Source organism: uncultured Coprobacter sp., assembly GCF_947855755.1.
GTDB lineage: Bacteria > Bacteroidota > Bacteroidia > Bacteroidales > Coprobacteraceae > Coprobacter.
Map to the genome: position 1 here is coordinate 25,193 of NZ_CANUAR010000010.1, position 24,273 is coordinate 49,465.

The 24,273-nt window shown below is 38.5% G+C and carries 17 protein-coding genes; 5 read left to right on the top strand and 12 right to left on the bottom strand.

Translation table 11 applies throughout. The annotated features are described in order from the left end of the window. Nucleotides 1-131: 131 nt before the first annotated feature. Genes Q0093_RS07225 through Q0093_RS07235 form a run of 3 tightly spaced genes read right to left on the bottom strand, consistent with a single transcriptional unit; the run spans nucleotide 132 to nucleotide 6,022 of the window. Nucleotides 132-1,154 (bottom strand): DUF5017 domain-containing protein, encoded by a 1,023-nt coding sequence (locus Q0093_RS07225; RefSeq protein WP_297929329.1) that lies wholly within the window; start codon nucleotides 1,152-1,154, stop codon nucleotides 132-134. Nucleotides 1,155-1,173: 19 nt separating this feature from the next. Further along, nucleotides 1,174-2,922 carry a RagB/SusD family nutrient uptake outer membrane protein gene (locus tag Q0093_RS07230; protein ID WP_294176286.1) on the bottom strand — a complete coding sequence of 583 codons (1,749 nt, stop codon included), beginning with the start codon at nucleotides 2,920-2,922 and terminating at the stop codon, nucleotides 1,174-1,176. Between the two features lie 22 nt (nucleotides 2,923-2,944). After that, on the bottom strand, nucleotides 2,945-6,022 hold the full coding sequence (locus Q0093_RS07235; protein ID WP_307766681.1) for a SusC/RagA family TonB-linked outer membrane protein: 3,078 nt from the start codon (nucleotides 6,020-6,022) through the stop codon (nucleotides 2,945-2,947). A gap of 461 nt (nucleotides 6,023-6,483) precedes the next feature. On the opposite strand from Q0093_RS07235, the gene Q0093_RS07240 reads away from it, so the two are divergent. The 3 genes from Q0093_RS07240 (at nucleotide 6,484) to Q0093_RS07250 (ending at nucleotide 12,520) form a co-directional block, all read left to right on the top strand. Beyond that, nucleotides 6,484-7,692, top strand: coding sequence for a glycoside hydrolase family 88 protein (locus Q0093_RS07240; protein WP_297929332.1), 1,209 nt, complete (start codon nucleotides 6,484-6,486; stop codon nucleotides 7,690-7,692). A 224-nt stretch (nucleotides 7,693-7,916) separates the two neighbouring features. Continuing rightward, nucleotides 7,917-10,964, top strand: a complete 3,048-nt coding sequence (locus Q0093_RS07245) for a chondroitinase family polysaccharide lyase (protein WP_297929334.1) — start codon at nucleotides 7,917-7,919, stop codon at nucleotides 10,962-10,964. A gap of 5 nt (nucleotides 10,965-10,969) precedes the next feature. Then, nucleotides 10,970-12,520 carry a sulfatase gene (locus Q0093_RS07250; RefSeq protein WP_297929336.1) on the top strand — a complete coding sequence of 517 codons (1,551 nt, stop codon included), beginning with the start codon at nucleotides 10,970-10,972 and terminating at the stop codon, nucleotides 12,518-12,520. Between the two features lie 255 nt (nucleotides 12,521-12,775). Here Q0093_RS07250 and Q0093_RS07255 read toward each other — a convergent pair whose 3' ends face one another. Then, nucleotides 12,776-13,252, bottom strand: coding sequence for a GNAT family N-acetyltransferase (locus Q0093_RS07255; protein WP_294176292.1), 477 nt, complete (start codon nucleotides 13,250-13,252; stop codon nucleotides 12,776-12,778). A 429-nt stretch (nucleotides 13,253-13,681) separates the two neighbouring features. Between Q0093_RS07255 and Q0093_RS07260 the strand changes: the two genes are divergently transcribed. Continuing rightward, nucleotides 13,682-16,558, top strand: coding sequence for a two-component regulator propeller domain-containing protein (locus tag Q0093_RS07260; RefSeq protein WP_297929338.1), 2,877 nt, complete (start codon nucleotides 13,682-13,684; stop codon nucleotides 16,556-16,558). Nucleotides 16,559-16,743: 185 nt separating this feature from the next. Here the strand turns inward: Q0093_RS07260 and Q0093_RS07265 are convergent, their stop codons facing one another. Together Q0093_RS07265 and Q0093_RS07270 are read right to left on the bottom strand one after the other, a co-directional pair. Then, complete coding sequence (locus Q0093_RS07265) at nucleotides 16,744-17,487, bottom strand: UDP-2,3-diacylglucosamine diphosphatase (RefSeq protein WP_297929340.1); 744 nt, start codon at nucleotides 17,485-17,487, stop codon at nucleotides 16,744-16,746. Between the two features lie 39 nt (nucleotides 17,488-17,526). Beyond that, a complete protein-coding gene (locus Q0093_RS07270; RefSeq protein ID WP_294176298.1) occupies nucleotides 17,527-17,853 on the bottom strand; it encodes an iron-sulfur cluster assembly protein in 327 nt (108 codons plus the stop codon). A gap of 126 nt (nucleotides 17,854-17,979) precedes the next feature. Between Q0093_RS07270 and Q0093_RS07275 the strand changes: the two genes are divergently transcribed. Beyond that, a complete protein-coding gene (locus tag Q0093_RS07275) occupies nucleotides 17,980-18,348 on the top strand; it encodes a hypothetical protein (protein ID WP_294176299.1) in 369 nt (122 codons plus the stop codon). On the opposite strand, the gene Q0093_RS07280 is transcribed toward Q0093_RS07275, so the two are convergent. From Q0093_RS07280 to Q0093_RS07305, 6 genes are all read right to left on the bottom strand, one after another. Then, nucleotides 18,349-18,738, bottom strand: coding sequence for a S4 domain-containing protein (locus Q0093_RS07280; RefSeq protein ID WP_297929342.1), 390 nt, complete (start codon nucleotides 18,736-18,738; stop codon nucleotides 18,349-18,351). It abuts the gene before it with no gap. 4 nt (nucleotides 18,739-18,742) lie between these two features. After that, nucleotides 18,743-19,582: a glutamate racemase gene (gene murI, locus Q0093_RS07285; RefSeq protein ID WP_297929344.1), complete on the bottom strand. Its 840-nt coding sequence runs from the start codon at nucleotides 19,580-19,582 to the stop codon at nucleotides 18,743-18,745. 67 nt (nucleotides 19,583-19,649) lie between these two features. Then, entirely contained in the window at nucleotides 19,650-20,162 is a 513-nt protein-coding gene (locus Q0093_RS07290) for an OmpH family outer membrane protein (RefSeq protein ID WP_022391270.1), read from the bottom strand. A 60-nt stretch (nucleotides 20,163-20,222) separates the two neighbouring features. After that, a complete protein-coding gene (locus Q0093_RS07295) occupies nucleotides 20,223-20,738 on the bottom strand; it encodes an OmpH family outer membrane protein (protein WP_022391269.1) in 516 nt (171 codons plus the stop codon). 110 nt (nucleotides 20,739-20,848) lie between these two features. Further along, nucleotides 20,849-23,488, bottom strand: a complete 2,640-nt coding sequence (locus Q0093_RS07300) for a POTRA domain-containing protein (protein ID WP_297929400.1) — start codon at nucleotides 23,486-23,488, stop codon at nucleotides 20,849-20,851. Between the two features lie 29 nt (nucleotides 23,489-23,517). After that, on the bottom strand, nucleotides 23,518-24,255 hold the full coding sequence (locus tag Q0093_RS07305; protein ID WP_294176309.1) for an isoprenyl transferase: 738 nt from the start codon (nucleotides 24,253-24,255) through the stop codon (nucleotides 23,518-23,520). Nucleotides 24,256-24,273 lie beyond the last annotated feature (18 nt).

The following is a 24,273-nucleotide window of genomic DNA, read 5'->3' on the forward strand; positions in this document are numbered from 1 at the left end:
ATAAAAAGCTCTGCATATCCCATAAAATAAAAAATGGAACAATTTCAATAACCCGGACTCAATTTTCCGAAGAATAGAAAAGGACTGCACACAGAAGATGCAGTCCTTAATTATAATAAGCATAGTCAAGGTTATTCTTTTTCCTTAATAGTGAAAGTCACTTCCTTAATCGTACGTGCCGATCCATAAACATTTTGATTTCCGGCAATAAAAGTTACAGTATATGTGCCCGGCTGAGTATAAACATAGGAATACGAAGGAAGTCGCACATTTATATTTTTCAGGACTCCGCTATTTTCATCCGGATCGCAAGTATTGAATTTTAAGGACTTGGTAAACAACCAATCATCTGCATTATTGGTATAGTCTGTTTCATTAGTACCTCCACCAAGATACATAAAGCTATTTACCCGTGTCAATGATGAACGCAAATCCCACACTCCCGTACAAGAAGAAGTTCTGGAACTGTTATCAAAATAGGGATCTCCCTGTTGTGCATGTTTAGGATTTGTATTCGGATTGCGGTCAAACGTTTGTAATCCTAAATCTGATAAGCCCAACGTTGTAGTATTTCCATTCTTGTAGATTGTTTTTATAGCTACACTATAAAAATCCCACCTTTTTAAAGCACTTGTTCCATCAAAATCTGCTTTATAATGAAAAGCGAGAGTCATCTCGGAAGTACTGTAAGGTGTAAGGTCGAAAGAAGTCGCCGTCCTGTTTGAGAATTTACTTTCCAATAGTTCCCCGTTACCACTCAGTAAGGTAGCATCAGACTCAAAATCGGCAACACGAGAATCATCTGTAGCAACATCTTTACTTAATCCCGGGAAATCACCGACAAAAAGAGACAATGTATTGGTAACTTTTCCGTAACGAGCTTGTGCCTCAAAACTTAAAGTCACAGATTCTATCTCCTCCAAAGGTAATTCGGTACGTTCCCGATTCGCATATTTATGTCCTTCTTCTCCAGACCACCAAGTTATATAATCCGGATTTCCGTCAAAATTAAATACGACCGGATCTCCTGCCTCGTATGTATTATCGGAAGCTAAAGAGACGTTGAAGTCAACACTGTCATCCACATCCAAATCATTACAAGAAACTAAAAATGCACCGACAGCCAATATATAGATTGAATTTCTGATTTTCATAATTTTCCGTATTTAAAGTTTATCTCCACGCTTGATTCTGCTGTAACAAATTATTCAGTCCGAGTTCCCGGGTAGGAATAGGTAACCATTGATACCTATCCGATGTCGCGCCGTTCGTCGCATATATCAGCAAATATTGCCGACCGCTCGACCAACGGGAATCAGTCGCATACAGACTGACTTTTTCCATTGCCTTCTTATATTTACCCCAACGGATCAAATCCATTTTGCGTAAACCTTCAAAACAAAGTTCCCGACCTCGTTCATCTTCAATCAAACGCTGAAAATCCTGAGGATCTGTAATATTGACTTCATCAGCTTTAGCACGACGACGAACATCATTCACATAGCCGATCGATTCGACAGAAGGCGATCCGTCTGCCTGATTTTGTGCTTCGGCATACATTAACAACACATCGGAATAACGCAGCAGCGGGAAATTAATCGGTGTATAATTTTTATCGCGAGGAGTTACCAACTCGTATTCCCGACGGAACTTACCGGCATTTCTTTCGATATATTGCGTACGTGTAGCATATTGCTTTTGTCCATCTTTTAAATCCGGTTCTCCATTATTATTCAGTTTCACATCTCCTATATATTCCCAATTCTTTTTCCAATAAACCGTCGCATCATCTCTTTTTTGGAATCGATAAGGAGCTATATTCCAATCTCTACGTTCATCTTTATTATACTTCTCATTCAAAGGATCATCTTCATCTTTTGTAGAAATCAGTTCCGGCTCTCCGTCTCCGTCAAGGTCATTATATAAATCCCACAAACCCGGAGTTACACAATACCGGCCATAACTATATCCCAAAGAAGTCTGAAGCACATCCGCATTCTGAATACCGCAGATCAAGCTACCGATACGTCCGGCATTCGTATGAGAATCCTGACGATTACCTTTAAATTCGACTTCCCATATCGATTCCTCCGGATCATAAACGTCTGTCGCCAGATTCTTAAATACTTGGGCATAACCTTCCATATTCAACGCGTGAGTCATCGATCCGTCCTGCGGATGGATAACCTCTCCCGCCCAATATTTAGCTTTCGAATACAGTTCGGTCTCATTTGTCGGCCAACCGGCTCTCTTCAAATATACACGGGCAAGAATCCCTTTTACTGCCGAACGGCTTACACGCCCGGCTCCCACGACCTGTATCGTACCTATTGAATAATTTTCTTCATCGGTAAGGACTTTTTCCATTTCATCTGTTACAAATTTCAATACTTCAGCTTGAGAAGTCACCTTTATATTCGGCACGTAATTATCGGTATTGGTCTGAGCTGTCGTAATCAAAGGTACGTCTCCCCAACTTTGAGCCAAAAGGAAATAGAAATAAGCCCTTAAAAAAGTTGCTTCTCCCCGATACATTTTTTTATTCGCCTCGCTTACCGGAGAATCGGTTATTCGTTCAAGGAAATAATTGGCATTATTAATTCCTTCATACAAGCCCTGCCAAATAGAAGCCAAATCGGCATCATTCGCTGTATAATTATTATTAGGCAATCCTACCTCTGCCGTACTGGAAGTATAATAATAAGTAAGATCGTCCGTACCTATTGCCTGATAATATTTTTCACCATAACCGCTCGAACTGTTCAGAGTATTGTAAATCCCTGTAAGTCCCATAAATGCCTCCGTGTCATCTTTATAAAAATCATCCGGATTAATGAAATCACTCGGAGTAGTTTCTAAGAAATTACAAGCAGTGAACAATAACATTGTGCTGCCCCAAAATATATTTTTAATTGTTTTCATTTTCAAATTCGGATTTTATCGGTTAAAAACTAACATTTAGGCCTACTGAGAAGTTATAAGCCCGAGGATAAGCCGAGTAGTCAAAACCCGGAGTCAAGGCAGAATTACGTACAGAAACTTCCGGATCATATCCTGTATAAGAAGTCCATGTCCATAAATTTTCTCCGGAAACAAATATCCGGGCACTGGACAACATCAGTTTTTTCAAGATTCTCTGAGGGAAATTATACCCCAAAGTCACAGATTTCAAACGCAAATAAGAACCGTCTTCGATCACACGTGAAGAAAATACGTTTGGTTGACTTGCCGCACGGGGAATATCGCTATTCGGATTTTCCGGAGTCCATCGATCGGCATACGAAGCAAACATATTGGTTTCTCTTTTCCATAATCCGTTATCGAATAATAACCTGTTCGCATTTAAAATGTCATTCCCGTATGACCAAGTAAAGAAAATATTCAGATCAAAATTTTTATATTTGAAATTATTCGTGAAACCTCCGGTATGGATAGGTTGCCCTCGTCCTATAATCGTACGGTCATTATCATCGACAACTCCGTCACCGTTTATATCGACATATTTGGCATCTCCCGGCTGAATCGTGGAACGATCATTCCCATTATTGGGAACATTCGACTTCAAAGTGTAATTACCTCCCGATACATCGAAATCTTCATACTTATAAGTCCCGTCATAAATATATCCGTACATTAGCCCCAACGGTTTACCGACCTGAGCGATATAAGACGGCTCGGCACTATAAGCATTATCAAAAGTAACCGTACTCAACAATGTTTCTTGATTACGAGAAAGCTCTTTTACCTTACTTTGATTAAATGCAATATTGAAATTTGTCGTCCACGTAAAATTCTTATTCTGAATATTGGTAGTCTCCAATGTTATTTCCAAACCTCTATTCTGCATTTTACCGACATTCAAATAGGTAGATGCATAGCCGGTCGTATAAGGAAGATCGGCCTGAAGCAACAAATCTCGTGTAAGTTTATGATATAAATCTACCGTAAGCGCTACTCTGTCGTTAAAGAACCCGAGATCGAGTCCGAGATTAGTCTGCTCGGTCGTTTCCCATTTTAAATTCTTGTTTTCCAAACCGGTCAATTTATAAGCAGTCTGGTAACTGTTCCCAAAAGGATATTCAAATGCAATTTTCGAAGTCATCTGTCCCAATGAGGCAAAATCCGACACACGGTTATTTCCCGTAGCACCCCAACCTAAACGCAATTTACCGTTAGACAACCAATCTTCGAACGGAGCCATAAAATCTTCCCGGTTAAAACTCCATGCCACAGATGCCGAAGGGAAATATCCCCAACGATTTTCTTTAGAAAATTTAGAAGAACCATCAGCTCGGAATGAAGCCGTAATATAATATTTCGAATTGTAGTTATAATTTACACGGGCAAGATAAGACATCAGCATATTTTCTCCGATAGTAGACTCGGATAATATTGGAATACCGTTGTCCATACCTGCCATGCCCAAATCTTCATGAGAGATATTCTGCACATCGTTTCTAAAGTAATTAGAATAATTTCCTTGAAACGTAGCCGCCGCCATAGCCGAGAAATTATGTTTACGCTTAAATACTTTAGAGTAATTCAATACATTCTCATTTACCCAGCTATGATCATCATAATGGCGTACCGACGCATTGACACCTTCAGAACGGGTGGCATTACCATAACGTGTTTTCGAATTATTGAACTGTTCGTTCTGACGTTTCTTCAACCGATAACTTCCGGAAACTTTCAATTTCAATCCCGGAATAAATGTATATTCAGCGTATGCATTAGCTTGAAAATCATCTTGTATCAAACGACGATATTCATTCTCTAAAGACAAAATCGGATTAAAACGATAGTCATTGTTCGTCGGTACGGTCGGATCCCATAATAACGTACGTAAATCGGTTCCATCATAACTTACAGGCCGATATCCCCAAACACTATAAAACAAACTGTTCGTCGCACTGCTCGAAGCAACTGACGGAGAAGCTCCATTCGTTATTCCCCGGGCGTAATTTCCATTAACATTTACTTTCAGTTTCGGACTTATTCGCTGGTCAAGGCTAAAACGTCCCTGAAAACGTTGATATCCGGAATTTAATAAAATACCTTCCTGATTCAGATACGATAATGAAGCAGTATAACGAGTATCGGCTGTTCCTCCGGTCAAAGAGATGTAATGATTATTGGTAAAAGCTGTCCGGAAAATATCATCCTGCCATTTAAACTGATCGGGATAATTACGATATGATTCGAGTGTTCGCCCATTACTATAATAAGAAGAACTCAAATCACCTTGTATCTCTTCCTGCAGTTTTACAAATTCATAAGCATCCATCAGCTCAAGTTTCTTTGTTACCGTAGAAACGCTGAAACTACCATTATAAGAAATTTTGGGTTTACCGATTTGTCCCTTTTTCGTTGTGATAATAACGACACCATTTGCACCCCGAGCTCCGTAAATAGCCGTAGCCGAAGCATCCTTCAAAAAGTTCATCGACTCAATATCATTCGGATTTAAGGCCGCAGCATCAGCATCTTCTACAGGAAACCCATCAATGACGAACAAGGGAGAGTTATCCTGAGTTATGGAGTTCCCTCCACGAATCACGATGTTAAATGCCGATCCCGGCATACCCTCATTAGAGGAAACTTGGACACCGGCAATACGTCCTGCCAGAGCTTGGTCAAAACTAACTACCGGAGTTTGCAATATATCCCCCAAATTAGCTTCCCCTACTGCTCCTGTCAAATCCTTACGACGAACTTCTTGATAACCGACAACAACAACCTCATCCAAATCTTTAGAGGTCTCTTTCATAACGACTGTCATCGGTTTCTTTAAATCTACTTTCTGTTCAATTGCTCCGAATCCCAAAAAAGTAAAACGGAGAATTGCATTTCCATCCGGTACTGAAATACCGAACTTTCCGTCTATATCAGTTGTTGTACCTTTTGTAGTACCTTTTACAAGAATACTGACACCCGGAAGTCCGGCACCCGACTGATCGACTACGGTTCCGGTCACATTTTTTTGAGCCTGCAATGCCAAAGCACCGAAAGCACATAACATCACTAGGATAATCCTTAGTTTATTTTTTTTCATGAGTCTTGGTGATATTTGATTAGGGTTATTGTTTCAAAACTAAATTGTATTCTGCGTTGTTCTTTATCCTAAAATCGAGAAAGAAATACCCGCCGATTATTAAAAAACAAAGAAGACTTTTGTGTTCCATGGAAAATTCATACAATTAATTCGGGATTATTATACACTTTAAATTTTCGGCTAATATAGATACATTTAAATGAGATATACACGTTTACAGCACCAAGCATAGCCCATAAAATAAAAAATGGAACTCTTTAATATTTTTCGAATAATCTTCAAAAGGAGTCCCGTTTTTTTGATACAAATTATATAAGAATATAGGACACGCTTCTTGTATAAAAAAAATCGACGAATAGCATTATAAATTATCTTAGCACCAGAAATAATTCAAGACATTAACTAATCAAAAAACACAAAGCCCATCTATGAAAAAGACACTCTTTTTTGCAGGTTTATCACTATTGTTTCTTTTTAGTTGCATGAAAAACACCGAACACCAAGTAGGACAAATCGATCCGGTGCAGAAAGGTATAGAAACGGCAACTCAACAAATAGGAAGACAGGTCGAAATTATCGAAGATTCTGGAAAATTTCTGAATCCAAGAACGGTCTACAACGGTGTAATCGAATATATTCCGGTAGATGACTGGACCAGTGGATTTTTTCCCGGAACAATGTGGTACATGTATGAGCTCACCAACGATAACAAATGGAAAGACTTAGGTATCAAGTACACCGAAACATTAGACTCGGTAAAATATCTCAAATGGCATCATGACGTAGGTTTTATGATTTATTGCAGTTACGGAAACGCTTATCGATTAACGGGAAATCCCGCATACAAAGACGTGATTATAGAAACGGCAAAATCTCTATCCTCTCGATTCAGACCGGTTGCAGGTGTCATACAATCATGGGATGAAGACCGAGGATGGCAAGGGACAAGAGGCTGGATGTGTCCTGTTATTATCGATAACATGATGAATCTCGAACTTTTATTCGAAGCAACTAAATTAAGCGGAGACTCAACATACCGTAAAATCGCTATCAGCCATGCCGACACGACATTGGCGCATCACTTCCGTCCGGATAACAGTTGTTATCATGTCGTAGATTATGATAAAATAAAAGGAGGAGTACGCAGCAGGCAAACAGCACAGGGATATGCAGATGAATCTTCTTGGGCTCGCGGACAAGCATGGGCTTTGTATGGTTATACCGTATGTTACCGTGAAACAAAAGACAAAAAATATCTGGAACAGGCTCAAAAGGTCTATGATTTTATATTCAATAATAAAAACATGCCTGAGGATTTAGTACCCTATTGGGATTTCGATGCACCTCATATCCCGAACGAACCGCGCGATGCATCTGCTGCTGCCGTAACCGCCTCGGCTTTATATGAATTAAGCACATACGACAATTCCAAAGAATATAAAAAGACAGCAGATAAGATTATAGAATCGTTATCCAGTCCGGCTTATTTAGCGATTGTAGGGACAAACGGAAATTTTGTACTGATGCATTCCGTCGGAAGTATCCCTCATCACAGTGAAATCGATGTACCTCTAAATTACGCCGATTATTATTATCTGGAAGCACTGACTCGCAAAATAAATCTTGAAAAGAAATAAGAAATAAACACTCATTCTTGACCTTTATTATTTTCAGGAATCAAGAATGAGTGTTTCTATTCCGTACGATTAAAAACGTATTCTTAACGAAGTTATTCGGCAGACCTATAAAAATATAAGGAAAATTCATTCCGTTTTTTAGGTATGAGACTAACCTCAAGATATTAATTGATCCGCGATTTTATTAATCACTCCACCAAATACCGATAAACAATATAAATCTTATGTACTATTTCAAACACATATTCTTCCTGTTATTTCTGACAATACCCTTTTCTATAACAAATGCTCAAATCAGAGAATTTACCCATCCGGAAATCATATCATTCGAACATTCGACAGATCCGATAACTGCTGGGAAGAACTCTAAAGTCTCTTTATCGAACAAACATTATAAACATTTAGGACACAGCCTTCAATGGAATTGGGATAAATCGAATGCACAGATTTTTATCAATCAACCGATAGGCTACTTGTCTCAAAATCCAAATCCCAAAGAAACTTCGCTTTCTACTTTTATATTTTGGATTTACAACCCGAAAGCTATCTCTTCGGGAAAACTGAAATTCGAATTTTTAAAGCAAGGAAAGGTCTGTTCATGGTTTGAATACGGAATGAACTTCACCGGATGGAGTGGAGCATGGCTTATTTTCAGCCGAGATATGCAAGGAACTCCGGAAGAAGGGATGGACGAACTTCGTATTACCGCCCCCAATACAGACTGCGGCGAAATATTCCTCGACCATATTATTTTATCTTCATTTCAAGATGTACGTCATCAAACAGCAGATTTTCAAGCGCCCTATATCAATCCGGGAACAACCAGCCATTGGTTAGTATTACTTAAATCATGGGGAAATGATTTCGATCTCCCGATTTCGGCCCGAGTAAGTTCCTCTGAACAAAAAAGTATAAACGACGTAGAAACCCGGCTCAAGCAATTGCTTCTTCCTAAAAAGCAGCCAGATGTCGCAAAACTGAAAAAACAATTCATTGCATATAATATTACAGAAAATCCGGACGGTTCAATCTCCGGATTACCGATATTTTTTGAACGTTTTGGAGAAGCTTATGCAAATCTCGGAGGAGAGAACTATGCAAAAATCTACGCTAACCCTATGGGATTACGAAATTGTGTAAATTTCATGTATAACCTTGCAATAGCATGGAACAATAGTACGAATAATAATGAAAAGACAGAATTAGCAAACATGTTTATCCTGATGACACGCCACATGCTCGATCAAGGATTTCGTGCAGGAAGTGCTATGGGAACACTTCACCACTTAGGGTACAGCATGAGAAATTATTATCCGGCAATGTTTTTGATGAAGGACGTTCTTGTAAAAGCAGAATTAGACCAAGACATTCAGCAGGCAATGGAATGGTTTGCCGGTACGGGAGAAGTAAAACTGAAACCCGAAATAGACGGCATGGACATAGATGCATTCAACACGAGTTTAATAGGGCGTCTTTCGAGCATCATGATGATGAAAGATTCTCCCCAAAAAGTAACTTATCTGCACTCTATTTCGCGTTGGATAGACAACGGATTACATTTTTCGGACGGGACGATGGGTTGTTTTAAAATAGACGGTTCGATTTTTCACCATCGTCATAACTATCCGGCATACGCCGTAGGAGGATTAGACGGAGCGGTAAACTCAGTTTGGTTATTACAAGATTCCGAATTCGAAATCAGCCGCCAAAGTCATGAGAATCTAAAATTCGCACTTCTCACCATGCGAAAATATTGTAATCTCGTAACATGGCCTTTATCCTTATCAGGAAGACATCCCGACGGAAAAGGGAAACTCATCCCATGGCACTACGCCCGATTAGCCGAAGTAGGCAGTCCTGATAAAACGGAAAAGATAGATACAGAACTTGCTTCTGCTTATTTGCGACTCAATAACGGAAAAAAAGACAGTTACAGTAAAAAGTTTACAAAAGCCGGAATAATGCCGGAAAAAGCTCCTGAAGGAAATTGGGGGATCAATTATTCATGTCTGGCTGTACATCGCCGAGGAAACTGGCTGGCAACAGCGATGGGACACAGCCGATACCTATGGGCTACCGAATCTTATATCGGAGCAAACTATTTCGGACGCTATCTGAATCACGGGAACTTACAAATATTAGGTTCTGGTAATCCCATAGACATGTTCGCATCCGGTTTCAATCAACAAGGCTGGGACTGGAATCACATACCCGGAACGACAGCAGCAGTCATACCGATGAAAGATCTTAAAGCCGACATTCGTCAGGTAGATGATGTCTCCGGCTATGAAGAGATGCTCCTTTCCGACGAATCTTTTGCAGGAGCAATATCCAGCAAAAATCGAAATGGAGCTTTCGGGATGAAATTGCATGAGCATGACAAATATAACGGATCATTACGAGCTCATAAATCTTATTTCTTTTTTGACAACCGAATCATTGCATTAGGTTCAGATATAGAAAGCGCTCTTCCTGATGCTCCGGTACATACGACACTATTCCAAGTATATCTTCCGGAAAAAGAGAGTCCGATTTTCGTAAACGGAAAGAAAATCTCCGATTTTCCGTATGAAAAACGGTTATCAGAGAAAACAGCCATGCTGGGCGACGGCAAAAAGAATTATTACCTGATACGCAACGGGAATATCACCGTACACAAGACTCTACAGCACTCACTTGACGAGGAGACATGTGCCCCGACAGAAAATAACTTTGCGTTGGCGGCCATTGATCACGGGAAAACTCCTCATAATGCATCTTATGAATACATGGTACTTATACAACCTTCGGAAAAAGAAAAAAAACAATATCAAAAATCGGGAGGCTATATTGTCTTGCAACAAAACAAACGAGCTCATATCGTAAGAGACAAAGTAACTTCTACAACCGGATACGTACTTTTTGAAGAGGGTGAAGTAACCGTAGGAAACGAAATACTGTCTGTTAATCATCCTTGTTTAATAATGACAGCCAAAGAAAATAAAGATAAAATGACGATCAGTGTTTGTGACCCAGATCTTCACTTCTACGAAGGACCGGCAGACGAACAGTATGACAAAAACGGGAAACGAATAGAACGAAGTGTTTATTCACGAAAATGGATAGACAACCCTTCCGCAAAATCGACAATAAAAATAAAAATAAACGGAACATGGAACTTAGAAACGCCTTCTGATTACATAAAAATATCCGGGAAAGACACGAAAAGTACATTCCTCGAAGTTTCTTGCCAACACGGCATGACCAGAGAAGTAAACCTGATTAAAGATTAAACGCAATGAAAACATCTAAAAAATTTCTATTCGCAGCTGCGGGATTATCTTTGACAAACGGAATTCCTGTTACAGCTCAAAATAACATTCAAGACCGAAAACCGAATGTAATCTATGTTTTCCCCGATCAATTCAGAAATCATGCCATGGGATTCTGGGGCGAAAAAGGGTTCAAAGAACATGTCCGGTTTAAACCTGATCCCGTAATTACTCCCAATCTGAATAATTTTGCAAAAGAATCGGTAGTATTGACCTCTGCCATGAGCAACTGCCCCTTGAGCAGTCCGCATCGGGGAATGTTACTTTCCGGTATGTATCCGGATGGAAGCGGAGTTCCGTTAAATTGTAACTCGGATCGCCCTATAAGCAGTCTCCGAGAGGATATAGAGTGTATAGGAGACGTCTTTAAGAAAAACGGATATGATTGTGCTTATATCGGAAAATTACATGTTGATTTTCCGACTCCGAATAATCCTGAAGCGCCGGGAACTTATGTAAATAACGACACTCCTGTATGGGATGCCTATACTCCCAAAGAAAGGCGGCATGGATTTGACTACTGGTATTCTTACGGAACTTTCGACATTCACAAACAACCGCATTATTGGGATACCGACGGCAAACGTCATGAAATAAGAGAATGGTCTCCGAAACACGAAGCGGATAAAGCGATAGAATATCTGAAAAATACCGGAAACGTACGAGATACTTCTAAACCTTTCTTTATGATTGTCAGTATGAACCCACCTCACAGTCCTTACCGCACAATCAACGATGTCATGGAGGAAGACTATAATCTTTACAAAGATATTCCTTTAGACGAGCTATTAGTACGCCCCAATGCAAATCCTCAAATGGAAAAAGCCCAATGCGCACCCTTTTACTTCGCTTCGGTTACCGGAGTAGATCGGGAATTCGGTCGTATTTTGAAAGCATTAAAAGATTTGGGATTAGAAGAAAACACGATCGTCGTCTTTTCTTCTGACCACGGAGAAACCATGTGCAGTCAAAACACAAATGATCCTAAAAATTCACCTTATGCAGAATCTATGAACGTTCCGTTTCTGGTTCGTTACCCGGAGAAATTAAAACCTCGTGTAGAAGACCGACTATTGCTTTCTTCTCCGGACATCATGCCTACGGTACTCGGCTTAGCCGGACTGTCTCGACAGATCCCGGAAACCGTACAAGGTACGAATTTTGCGCCGGTAATATCAAAAGAAAAAAATGCGCCTAAATTGCCTTCAGGAGTACTGTATCTAAGAAACCTGAACGGAGAAAAGAATGCCGACGGCAAAATTATCTCATACTTTCCTGAGGCACGAGGAATCAAAACCGAACGTTATACTTTAGCCATATCTATCGATAAGCAACAAAATATAAAGCATATTTTCTTTTATGACGATATCAAAGATCCTTATCAGATGAATAACCTATCTGTAACGGAAAACCAGAAAATATTCAATGACTTATGCAAACAAATGGGACAATTACTGAAACAGATAAATGACCCATGGTATAAAGATCGCATCTTAAGTTCTAAAATACCATATTAAAGATTCATTTAAATTTATAGTTTATAATACCGGAGTCATTCTGCGCTGAGCAAAATAACTCCGGTAATTATTTTAGAACCTGTTTAAATTTTACTCAGGTCAGGGTTGAAAGTTTCTTTCGAGGATGTTTTTCTGTTTTTACGAGGAGGATAGCGGGCTATCTGACGAGTGAAAATGGGAAAAAGAGCTGATAATATTTTTTTGTCGGAAAATTTACGACAGTCTCTCGAATCAGAAGTCATTCAAATTGTATAATTATCTTCCTTTTTCCAATAAATCTTTCGTCTTATATTTCATGCAGTACATATCAAACCCTTTAGCCCAATAATCTTTCTTGATTTCACTCAGTACAAAGCCATGCTTCTCATAAAACCTATATACCAATTGAGATGTCCTTACCATTATTTCCCGAACACTTTCGATCGTCTTAAGCTTATCGACCCTATATTTAAGAAGCTGTGACCCGAATGATCTCCGCTGATATTCCGGATGAAGAATGTCCCAACTAATTTTCGCAACCGCCCCATTCTTCACAAAATTTATACCACCGCAACCGACAATATCGCCATCAAAAATCAAAACATAATAAAGTTCTCTTTCATTTTCCAGATATTCATTTAAATCGGCTTCTTCCTCTAATGCAAAATATTCAGGCGTATTTAATCTGATTAAATTCATCACAGCAACTTTATCTGCCGGATCATATTCCCTAATTGTAATTGAATTGTCCATTTTTCTACTTAATAAAAATACTTTCCTAATATACTCAACTTAATTGCTAAATATACGACAGGTTATTCCCTTTCAATATCAGAATCTGAAACTTCAAAGATAAAATATATATCTTTCTTATCTGATAAAATAACATTTCATGTTCAAGAAAACATTTCGGTTTGAAAAAATTTCACCACAGTTTTCCATAAATCACCTGCCTCGATCAGAAGAACTTTCTGAACATATCTAAATCTTTTCCAGCTCTTTTGTGTTTATATTATAAAAACTGAAAAAATGGTTATCTACGACCTTTTTTTCAAAAAAAAGAGTATATTTGCTAAACGGATTTATACTATTTCTTACAACTGTTTAGAAATGAATATTTTATAACTTAAATGAAACGCATTATAAAAAAAATTTCTGCGATTCGTTTTTAATGCCGTATTTATGTTCGGATTCGCCAGACAGATCACTATCGTACTACTCCTATGTATCACCAATGTCGGTTACTTATCGGCATTTAACGGTAATGTAGATCAATTTCGTCTTAACTTCGAACTCCCTTCAAGATCGGTGCAATGTATAACACAAGATAAGCAAGGACTTATCTGGATCGGAACAAACGATTGGGTAGCTTACTACGACGGGTACTCATTACAAACTCTTCCTTTACCTCAGAATATAAACCACGGTTTTTACAAAAGAATTTACTCACTCCAAAACGATACACGAGACCGAATGTGGATAGGTACTCCGTACGGAGCTTTCAGATACGATAAACAAAACGGAGAAATAAAACATTTCCTGCCGAACGAAAATGACATAAATAGCAAAAGCAATGTTATTTACAGTATTGCATTATCTCCTGATAATCAAATCTGGTTAGGTACACGAAACGGAATATACCAGTATGATGAATCTTCGAATAAACTGTTACTGTCTCCACTGTTTGCCCACCATAAAACATTTAACGAAGCTTTGAAAAGCGAACGAATAGCCAAATGTATCTATTTCGATAAGATGGGACTTTTATGGGTAGGAACTGAAGGTAACGGTCTGGTAGTAATCAACACAAAAGATCGGACACATAAAAGTTTTCATTACTCTCTTACAGACAGCACTACCATATCAAGCGATTTTATCGAAAATATATATGAGGACAGTTTCGGTTCATTATGGATTGCAACTGCCGATGGTTTATGCCGATTACGGAGAGACGATAATAACTTCGAAAGATATAATCATATAGGAATCAATGGATTGGTAACCAGTATAACAGAAGATAAAACAGGGACATTATTTCTTGCTACGGATAATGGCGTCGTGATTTTTAATAAGAAGAAACAATCCATCGAATGGTTAAAAAACAACCCGGGTAGTGAAAATACTCTCCTAAGTAACGATGTAATGAGCATCTACAAAGATCGTTCCGGAGCTATCTGGTGCGGAACGTCCAAAGGTGTGTGCCGCATCGAAAGGCAACCACGATTTCCTCTGCTTCAGAATCTTCCCGAATCAGAAAATTCTCTCAGCAATAATTCTTTGGTCTTTTTACAAGCAGATAAAGCCAAAAATCAATTATGGATAGGAACAGCAAATGCCGGAATAGACCGTTATGACGCAACAACCGGACTTTTCTCTCATTATTCGCTTTCTGCTCTAAAACTACAACCCGGATATAATCAAATACGGACAGGAATTTTATTGCATAACGGAAACTTATTGTTAGGGACAGGAGGAGGATTACTGGAATACAATACCTTACAGAATGCTATATATCCCAAAATATTTAATTCTCAAACAGAATTGAAAGAAATATATGCATTACTTGAAACACGCAACGGAGATATCTGGATGGGAGTTTTAGACAGAGGTCTATATCGATACGATAGTAAATCAAACAAAGTAGAAGAGGTATCTTTGCCTATCGAATACTCCGGGAAAAAAGATGTTTATACGAATATCAAAGTATTATTTGAAGATTCGGAAAATAATATCTGGATTGTTTTTTATCAGGGAGGAATAGGCCGATATTCTCCTGAAAACAAAACACTTGATCTGTACACTCAAACTTCGACTCATGACGGACTGAACGATAATATCGTATGGGATATCGTAGAATTACCGGATAAAATGCTTGTATTTGCAACCGGATCAGGAATAAGTTTTTTCAATTTGAAAACTAAGACTTTCGAAAAAAGAAAAAGTTTTAATGCCGCAATCAATGGAGCTGTAACTTCCATACTTCCGGTATGGCCTGATTATCTATGGTTAGGGACAGAACAAGGCATTGTCCGCATTTCCATGACAGGAAATAACATTATTCGCTTTAGCGAACGAGACGGTTTACAAGGCCCACTCTTCAATTATCAAGCTGCTGCAGCACTTCCTCCTTATCTCTATTTCGGAGGGAATAACGGATTCAACAAAATCGATACTCGGATACAATTCGATAATAGTTTTATCCCGTGGCCCTCGGTATTAAAAATCCAAAATGATAAAGGAAGCATCGATGCAAATCAATTACAGACAGAAAACAACATTCCGGCACTCTCTCTTTCATCGAGAAATCATCTCTGCGAAATCGCATTTTCTGCCTATTCTTATCAGAATGAATGGAGAAATCGTTACCAATACAAAATATTACCCAAAGACTCCGTTTGGAAATGGGTAACTTTCGGAAAAAACAGTATTACACTTCCGTCTTTAAAAAGCGGGAAATATACATTGATGCTACGCGGAGCAAATTCGGACGGGAAATGGGGAGACGCTCACGAAGTTTTAATCATCCGAGTAAAAAGTTTTTGGGCAATCGTGATCTGGAGTATCTTAGGAGCTATCGCTTTATTCGGATTTCTACTTTACCTCTTAAACAAGAGATATCCTCATATCTTGAAAAATTACCAGAAAATCTTATCAAAAAAGAAAAACAAGGTTCTTAAAAATCCGGTAAAACTAAAAGAACCGGACGAGAAAAACCAAAAGATAGTAAATGCTCTTATCGCAACTATGGAGACAGACCATCTTTATACTAATAAACGTCTCAATAAAGCTCAATTGGCTGCAGTATTGAAGCTTACGGAACTACAATTAGCACAAATACTAAAAGAGTACATAGGAAAAGGATTTGCAGATTTTGTCAATTACTATCGGGTGGAAGCTGTGAAAGAAAAACTAAAAGACCCTAAATATAAAGACATAACATTGATGGGTGTTGCCGACGAATGCGGCTTTAACTCCAAAACTTCATTTTATAGAGTATTTAAAGAAGTTACGGGCATCACGCCGGCTGACTATTTAGAACAACTGAAGAACAAACGATAAAATCTTAGAGTTTGTCTAAATTTTGCTCGGGTTAGGTTTGAGAGTTATGGATGTCCTTTTGATTTTGATAAGAAAATAACAGGCTTATAAGAAAATGAAGAAACAAACCAAAAAGAAAAGCGCAAAGAGGCGCTGACAGAATTTCTGTATCGAAAAATTCAGGACAGTCCCTTAAAACAATAGTATCATCCTTCGAATTGTTCTAACCGCATTTGATCACCCTCTAAAACAGCATAAGAAAAATAATTGATCCAATCTCCCAAGATAATCACCCTACTATCTCGTCGTATCATCAAATCTAACATGATATGACGATGTCCGAAAACAAAAAAATCGATATGAACAGACGACTTCTCAAGATATTCTTTTGCATATCGAACCAAATATTCATTGCCTTCTCCGCAATAATCTTTACAATTACCGTTCTGGCGACTATGAGAAGACCACTTATGTGCAAATGCAACCGTCCAACGGGGATGAATTGCCGAATATAACATCTGGCATAACCGATTATGAAAAACAGACCGAATAAAACGAAAAGTCAGCGGAGTATCTCCTAACCCGTCACCATGAGCCAAATAAAATGTCTTTCCGTTTAAATCGACAATTTCCGGAGCATAATGCACCTTTACACCTAATTCACCGGGTAAATAATCGAATATCCATATATCATGATTTCCGATAAACCAATGCACATCTATCCCTTTATCTGTCAATTCGGCAACTTTACCGAAAAATCGGGTAAATCCTCTTGGAACGACAGTCTTATATTCATACCAATAATCTAATATATCTCCCATCAGATATATTGCTGAAGCATCCTCTTTAACCGAATCGAACCAACGCACCACTCTTCGCTCATTCTCAAGCGGATTTTCTAATGTTCGTGCGCCCAAATGCAAATCGGACAAGAAATAGATCTTTTTCATTTAACGGCACTTTATAAAATAAGGATATGGAATTCGTTTTTACAAAAAACCGAGTTCCAGTTTGGCTTCTTCACTCATCATATCCTTATCCCATTCCGGCTCAAAAACCAACTGAATATCGACACTCTTAACATCATCTATGCTCTCGACCTTCATCCGAACATCTTCAACGATAAAATCTGCTGCCGGACAATTTGGTGCAGTAAGGGTCATCTCTATATGGACATTCTTCTCATCATCTACCTCAATAGAGTAAATCAACCCTAAATCATATACGTTTACCGGGATTTCCGGATCATAAACCGTACGGAGCATCTTCACGATTTTTTCCTCGACAGTCAATATATCATTTTCTTTCTCTTCCATAATGCAGTTTTTATCTTAACGAAGGTAGTTAATTTTTATGGAAACTCAAAACAGAGGTAAAAAGTTCAAGCATTTTGCTACATTTGCATAAAAGACCCTGTCTAAATAAATAACCTTTACGGAACAATGATAAAACAAGATTTTTTATTGGTACAAATTGAAGAACTTGCTAAAAAATTAGCTAAGCTTCTGAAAAAGAAAGAAACTCCGGGAAGCGACACAGATACTCTTGCCGATGATTGCTACAAAGATATACACCTGAGCTTACAAGAGGTGCAAAATGCAACAGCTGAAGAGCTGACCGAAAAAGTACCGGACTGGGAACTCCTCGAATTATTAATCAAATTGATGTTAGCCGATGACAGAATAAATTCCGATCGTCAGCAAATAGAAAAAGCTCAACAGCTTTTATATTTCGTACAAGAACGAGACCGGACCTATTCTTTTGATCGCATTGCTTTAGCCGAATCGATAAGAAATCTGCTTGCCGAATAATCAACGACTATTCGAGCGACGAGATTTTTTCTTGACATTACGTGCTCTATCTTCTGACTTAGAGCGCATAGCAATCTCTTTCTCTGCCTTTTTTCTCTCGTTTCCACGTGTACCACGCAAAGTTTTTCGTAATTTGTCCGTATCTTTTCGTGATGAAAAGTTCTCAGAAGATTTCCGTTTATTCTTCTTCTCATCACCTTTTGAAATTATTTCCGGGAAACGCAATATTTCACCATCTATCCGCACTTTGTCTTCTAACGACACTTTAGCTCCCATAACTGCAAGAACACCATTTATCGTTACCCGCTCGTCAACGATCAACTGATCGGCTTCACGACGAGAACAAAAACCTGCGTCACTTATATATTTATTGATCCTTATCTTTTCCATATCATCATTCCAAAACAATGCGTGAAACATTTACATTTTCTTGCAAAAACAAAGATGCTGCCGTAGAAAACCTTTGAGGGGATTCGGTCGTAAGAAAACGGCATGTACTGTTTTTAGTACACCGTCTCTCCATTTCAGGATGCCGATAAAGATAATTCTTAAGACTTACGGCAACCAAATCGCCTTGAGGAAGAGGTAATACTCCCTCTGGCAAAAATGCCTTGATTTTATCCAATAACAGAGGATAATGAGTACATCCCAAAATAACCGTATCTATATCGGGACATTGCATCATAAGACGGTCTATATACTGACGTACAAAATAATCTGCACCGGGAGAACGATGTTCATTATTTTCGACTAATGGCACCCACATTGGACATGCTTCTCCGAATACCTCATACTCCGGATATAGTTTTTTTATCTCTAACGGGTATGAACAAGATTGTATAGTTCCTGTTGTTCCCAATATCCCGATTTTTCCTGTCCGGGTTATATTCTCCAACGCTTCGACTGTCGGGCGAATGACTCCTAAAACTCTCCTATTAGGGGCAATTCGAGGAAGGTCTTTCTGTTGGATAGAACGAAGTGCTTTCGCAGAGGCAGTATTACAAGCCAGAATAACTAACTGACAACCACGTTCAAATAAGGTCAACACAGCCTCTCTGGTAAACTCATACACAATCTCAAAAGAGCGAGTTCCATAGGGAGCACGGGCATTATCTCCCAAATAAATATAATCATATTCGGGCATTTGCCGACGAATATCTTCCAAAATAGTCAATCCGCCGTAACCTGAATCAAATACTCCTATCGGACCGGGTTGTTCGCTATATAAATTCATTTTCACAAGAAAACAGAAAAAGGATGATACAGGCGATCATCCTTCTCTGATTATGTATTGAAAATCATTATTTTAATCCCAATTTTGCCTTTACCAACGGAGTAGCATCTTCACTACTAGCTCCGGCAAACAACACAGCATTAAGGTCGAATAAATAGGTGAACTTATATTCGTCTCCCACCGCTTTAATGGCATCTCTCATTTTTTTCTCTACCGGAGCGAGCAATTGCTGTTGCTGCTTAGCTAAATCATTTTGAACTACCTCTTGGAAATTCTGAATTCTTTGGTTCAATTCAGCCAATTCTTGTTGACGACGAGCTTTGATATTTTCCGGAATAGAGATCGAATCTTGTGTCGCCATCAATTCTTTATACTTTTTACCGAATTCTTCCTGCATTTTAAGGAATTCATCTTCATACTTTTTAGCAAGAGCGTCATATTCTTTCTGTGCAGCTTCCCGTTCAGGCATAGCAGAAAAAATTTCCATAGTATTTACAGTTCCGAATTTAAATTGCGGAGTCTGAGCAAATGCACAAAAAGGCAATGCAAACAATACAATAATCAAAAGTTTCTTAAACATATAATTCAATTTTTTATTTTTAATAATCGAGAACCATTAACAGGACACAAAAATACATATTTATTTCGAATATCCTAATTTTGCAAGGACTTCATTGCTTATATCGATGCGAGGAGAGGCAAATATAATATTTGCAGAAGATGCTCGGTCCATTACCATCTGGTATCCTTTCGTCTCCGAAATTTGTTTCACGGCGTTATAGATATCATCCTGTATCGGTTTCATAAGACTTTCTCTCTTCTTAAACAATTCTCCTTCCGGTCCGAAATATTTGCGACGAAGGTCTTGAGTTTTTTTGTCCTCAGCAACAATTTCTTCCTCTTTCTTTTTCTTTTGATCATCTGACAAAAAGACGGAGTTAGACTGATACTCTTTATACATACTCTCTACTTTTTGTGCTTGAGTCGTTATTTCTTTTTCCCACCGTTGAGAAACTTGTTTCAATTGTTCGTTCGCCATTTCATACGAAGGTATATTCTTCAATATATACTCCATATCTATCAATGCAAATTTCTGAGCCTTGCTCTCGAATGCAAATGCGGCAACTAATGCTAAAATAAAAATAATCCGTTTCATACTCAATTATTTTAAAGGTTAAAAACAGAATCGGCAGAAAGAGCCTCCTTCTCCTAAAAACATTTCTTTCATTCTCTTTGTTCCGCTCTACCTACAGCAAATAACATTCCTTAGAATTCCTGCCCAAGGATGAAGTGTAACTGACTGCCTCCGACTTTCTGCACTCCGGTGAAAGGCTTATCAAATCCGTATGCCCAATCAAGCCCCATCATTCCGATCATCGGCAAAAATATACGGACTCCCACACCCGCAGAACGTTTCAATTTAAATGGATTGAAATTCTTCACTTCAGTCCAAGCATTTCCGGCTTCGGCAAATGCCAAAGCATAAATAGTAGAAGACGGTTGCAATATAACCGGGAAATGGAGTTCCACTCCCAAACGCGTATATGCATACCCCTCATATCCATAAGGAGTCAATGATCCGTTTTCATATCCGCGAAGTGCGATAGTCTCGGTAGCATAATTATAGCTATATCCCGACATACCGTCTCCTCCCACATAGAAAGTCTCGAACGGTGAACGCTTATATTTATTATAAGAACCTAAGATACCTACTTCGGCACGAGTCATCAATACAAGGGTATGCTGGCTCTCCGCCGAAGTAAGCGGAGTAAATGTTTTTGCTTTAAATTTCCACTTATGATATTCGATCCACTTATACATCGTTTCCCGGTCTTTTTTATTATTGGAAGGATCGAGTTTACTATAATCAACGTTATTGAAAAGTGAATACGGAGGTGTAAGCTGTAACGACAGTGAGAATTGAGATCCCCGACGAGTATATATCGGGTTATCGATAGAATTTCGAGCCAATGTCAAATTCAAGGTAATACTGTGAGACGTACCGTTCTGCATAAAATAAAGATATTCCCAATCTTTCAGCTTATACAACTGATACCCCAATTCTGCAGAAAGCGTAAAATAGTCATCCGGCCAATTCAATCGTTTCCCGAACCCTACAGCAACACCGAACATCTGTAAAGATTTACTGGGATCGAGTGCATAACTGTAGTCATAATTATTGCCGTAATAATCATTATAACCATAATAGCCGTTATACCCATAACCATACGGATCGATATAGTTATTATTCCAATAACTGGTACTTATGTCTGTCTGACGACTATAGTAAACCGAAAAACTGAATGAATTAGGTCGTTTTCCGCCAAACCAAGGATCCATAAATGACAAACTATAAGATTGATAATAACGGGCATTAGTCTGAGCACTGATTGTCAAGGTCTGTCCCTCTCCTTGAGGAATAATTCCTTTATAAGACTTCGGTTTCAAGAAATTCTTTACAGAGAAATTAGTAAACTTCAAGCTCAATTTACCGATTATTCCGGTCTGCCCCCAACCGGCAGAAAATTCTATTTGGTCATTAGCCTTCGATTGTAAAGCATACACCAAATCTACAGTTCCGTTTTCAGGATCAGGTTCAGGACGAATATCCATTGTTTCCGGATCGAAATGCCCCATTTGAGCAATCTCACGAGCAGAACGCATCAAATCGGATTTATTGAAAAGTTCACCCGGTTTAGTTCGTAATTCCCGACGAACGACATGCTCATATAACCGATCATTACCTTGAATGATGACTTTATTGATACGAGCTTGCTGTCCTTCGTACATACGCAATTCCAAGTCTATGGAATCATTTTCGACATTTACTTCGATAGGGTCAAGTTGAAAAAAAAGATAACCATTATTCATATACAGATTGGCAACTGCATCTTCATCTTCCATAGTCCGTTGTCTCAAGAGCTTTTGATTATATACATCTCCCGGTTTCATTCGAAGCAATGCACTCAGGTATTCAGAAGGATAAAGGGTATTTCCCACCCAACGTATATCCCTCAAATAATATTTTCGGCCTTCATCTACCTTAATGAACACATCTACAGTCTTATCATTATAAGGAGCAACACTATCACTTATGATAACAGCATCCCTATACCCCAATTCATTGTATTTATCAATAATCAGATTAAGATCTTCTGCAAATTTCTCTTTTACAAATTTTTTGGTACGGAACAGATTTATCAATTTCCCTTTCTCATTGGTTTTCTTCATTACACGTTGTAACTTTTTATCTGAAAGGACAGCATTTCCGTCTATATATATTTTATGAACCTTAACCTTTTCTTTTTTATCGATATTGATATCGACAATAACTTGATTTTCGTGAGAGAGGTCATCTTTTTGCAAAATTTGTACTTCAGCATTCTTGAAACCTTTTTCTTCAAAATGTTTTTTTATCAACATCTTAGCTCGGTCTACAATGTTCGGAGTTATTTGGTTGCCTTTTACCAATCCAAGCTTCAACTCCAAATCTTCCCGTTCCGATTTTTTTATTCCATTATAATTGATCTGAGAGATACGGGGTCGCTGTTTAAGGTCTATATTCAACCATACCTGAGAGCCGTATATCTTAGTGACAGAAATAGCGACATCAGAAAACAGCCCTTGCCTCCAAAATCGTTTTACGGCAGTTGTGATAGCATCTCCGGGTATTTCGATCGTTTCCCCCACCGACAATCCTGAGAAACCGATCAAAACATAATCTTCATAATTATTTTTTACTCCGGAAACCGATATTCCTGCGATTTCATATTTTTTAGGAGTCGCCGAATATAAAACTTCGGGATTATAAATCGTATCGTTTTTAATTGTCGTCCCATCCTGTGCAAACAGAGAACCAGTTGCAAATAAAAGGAATACGAGCAGTAATAATGGGTATTTGAGCATATTGCGTTGTAAAATTTCTAATATCGTTCTCATAACTGTTCACTTATTTTTCCGAACCGTCGTTCGCGTGACTGATAATCGCAGATAGCTTTATACAGACTCTCCTTACCGAAATCAGGCCAATATTCTTCTGTAAAATAAAGTTCGGCATAAGAGAGCTGCCACATTAAAAAATTACTGATCCGTAATTCACCTCCGGTACGAATCAATAAATCCGGATCAGGAAATGCAGCAGTCGTCAAACGAGAACTGATCAAAGATTCGTCAATATCATTTATTGCAAGCTGTCCCGAAGCGACATCTGCAGCAATGCGTTTTGTAGCATCCGTAATTTCCCACCGGGAAGAATAACTTAATGCCAATATCAATGTAAGCCCGGTATTAACAGAGGTTTGTACTATACAATTATCTAACCGCGCCTTAACTTCATCCGGCATACGCGACAAATCCCCGATAGCATTCAAACGAACGTTATTCTTCATCAAATCCGGAGTTTCCCTTTCAATAGCCATTACCATAAGAGCCATTAAAGCCGTTATTTCTTCATCCGGACGTGACCAGTTTTCCGTTGAAAAAGTATATAATGTAAGATACTTAACACCAATTTCAACAGCAGCTTCTGTAACAGTACGTACGGCATCTACACCATATTTATGGCCGTAAGTACGTTCCATATTCCGCTCCTTCGCCCAACGACCATTACCATCCATTATGATAGCAATATGTTGAGGCAAACGTGTTTTATCTATTTTCTCTAAATACGACATAAGTCGATCTCATTATTT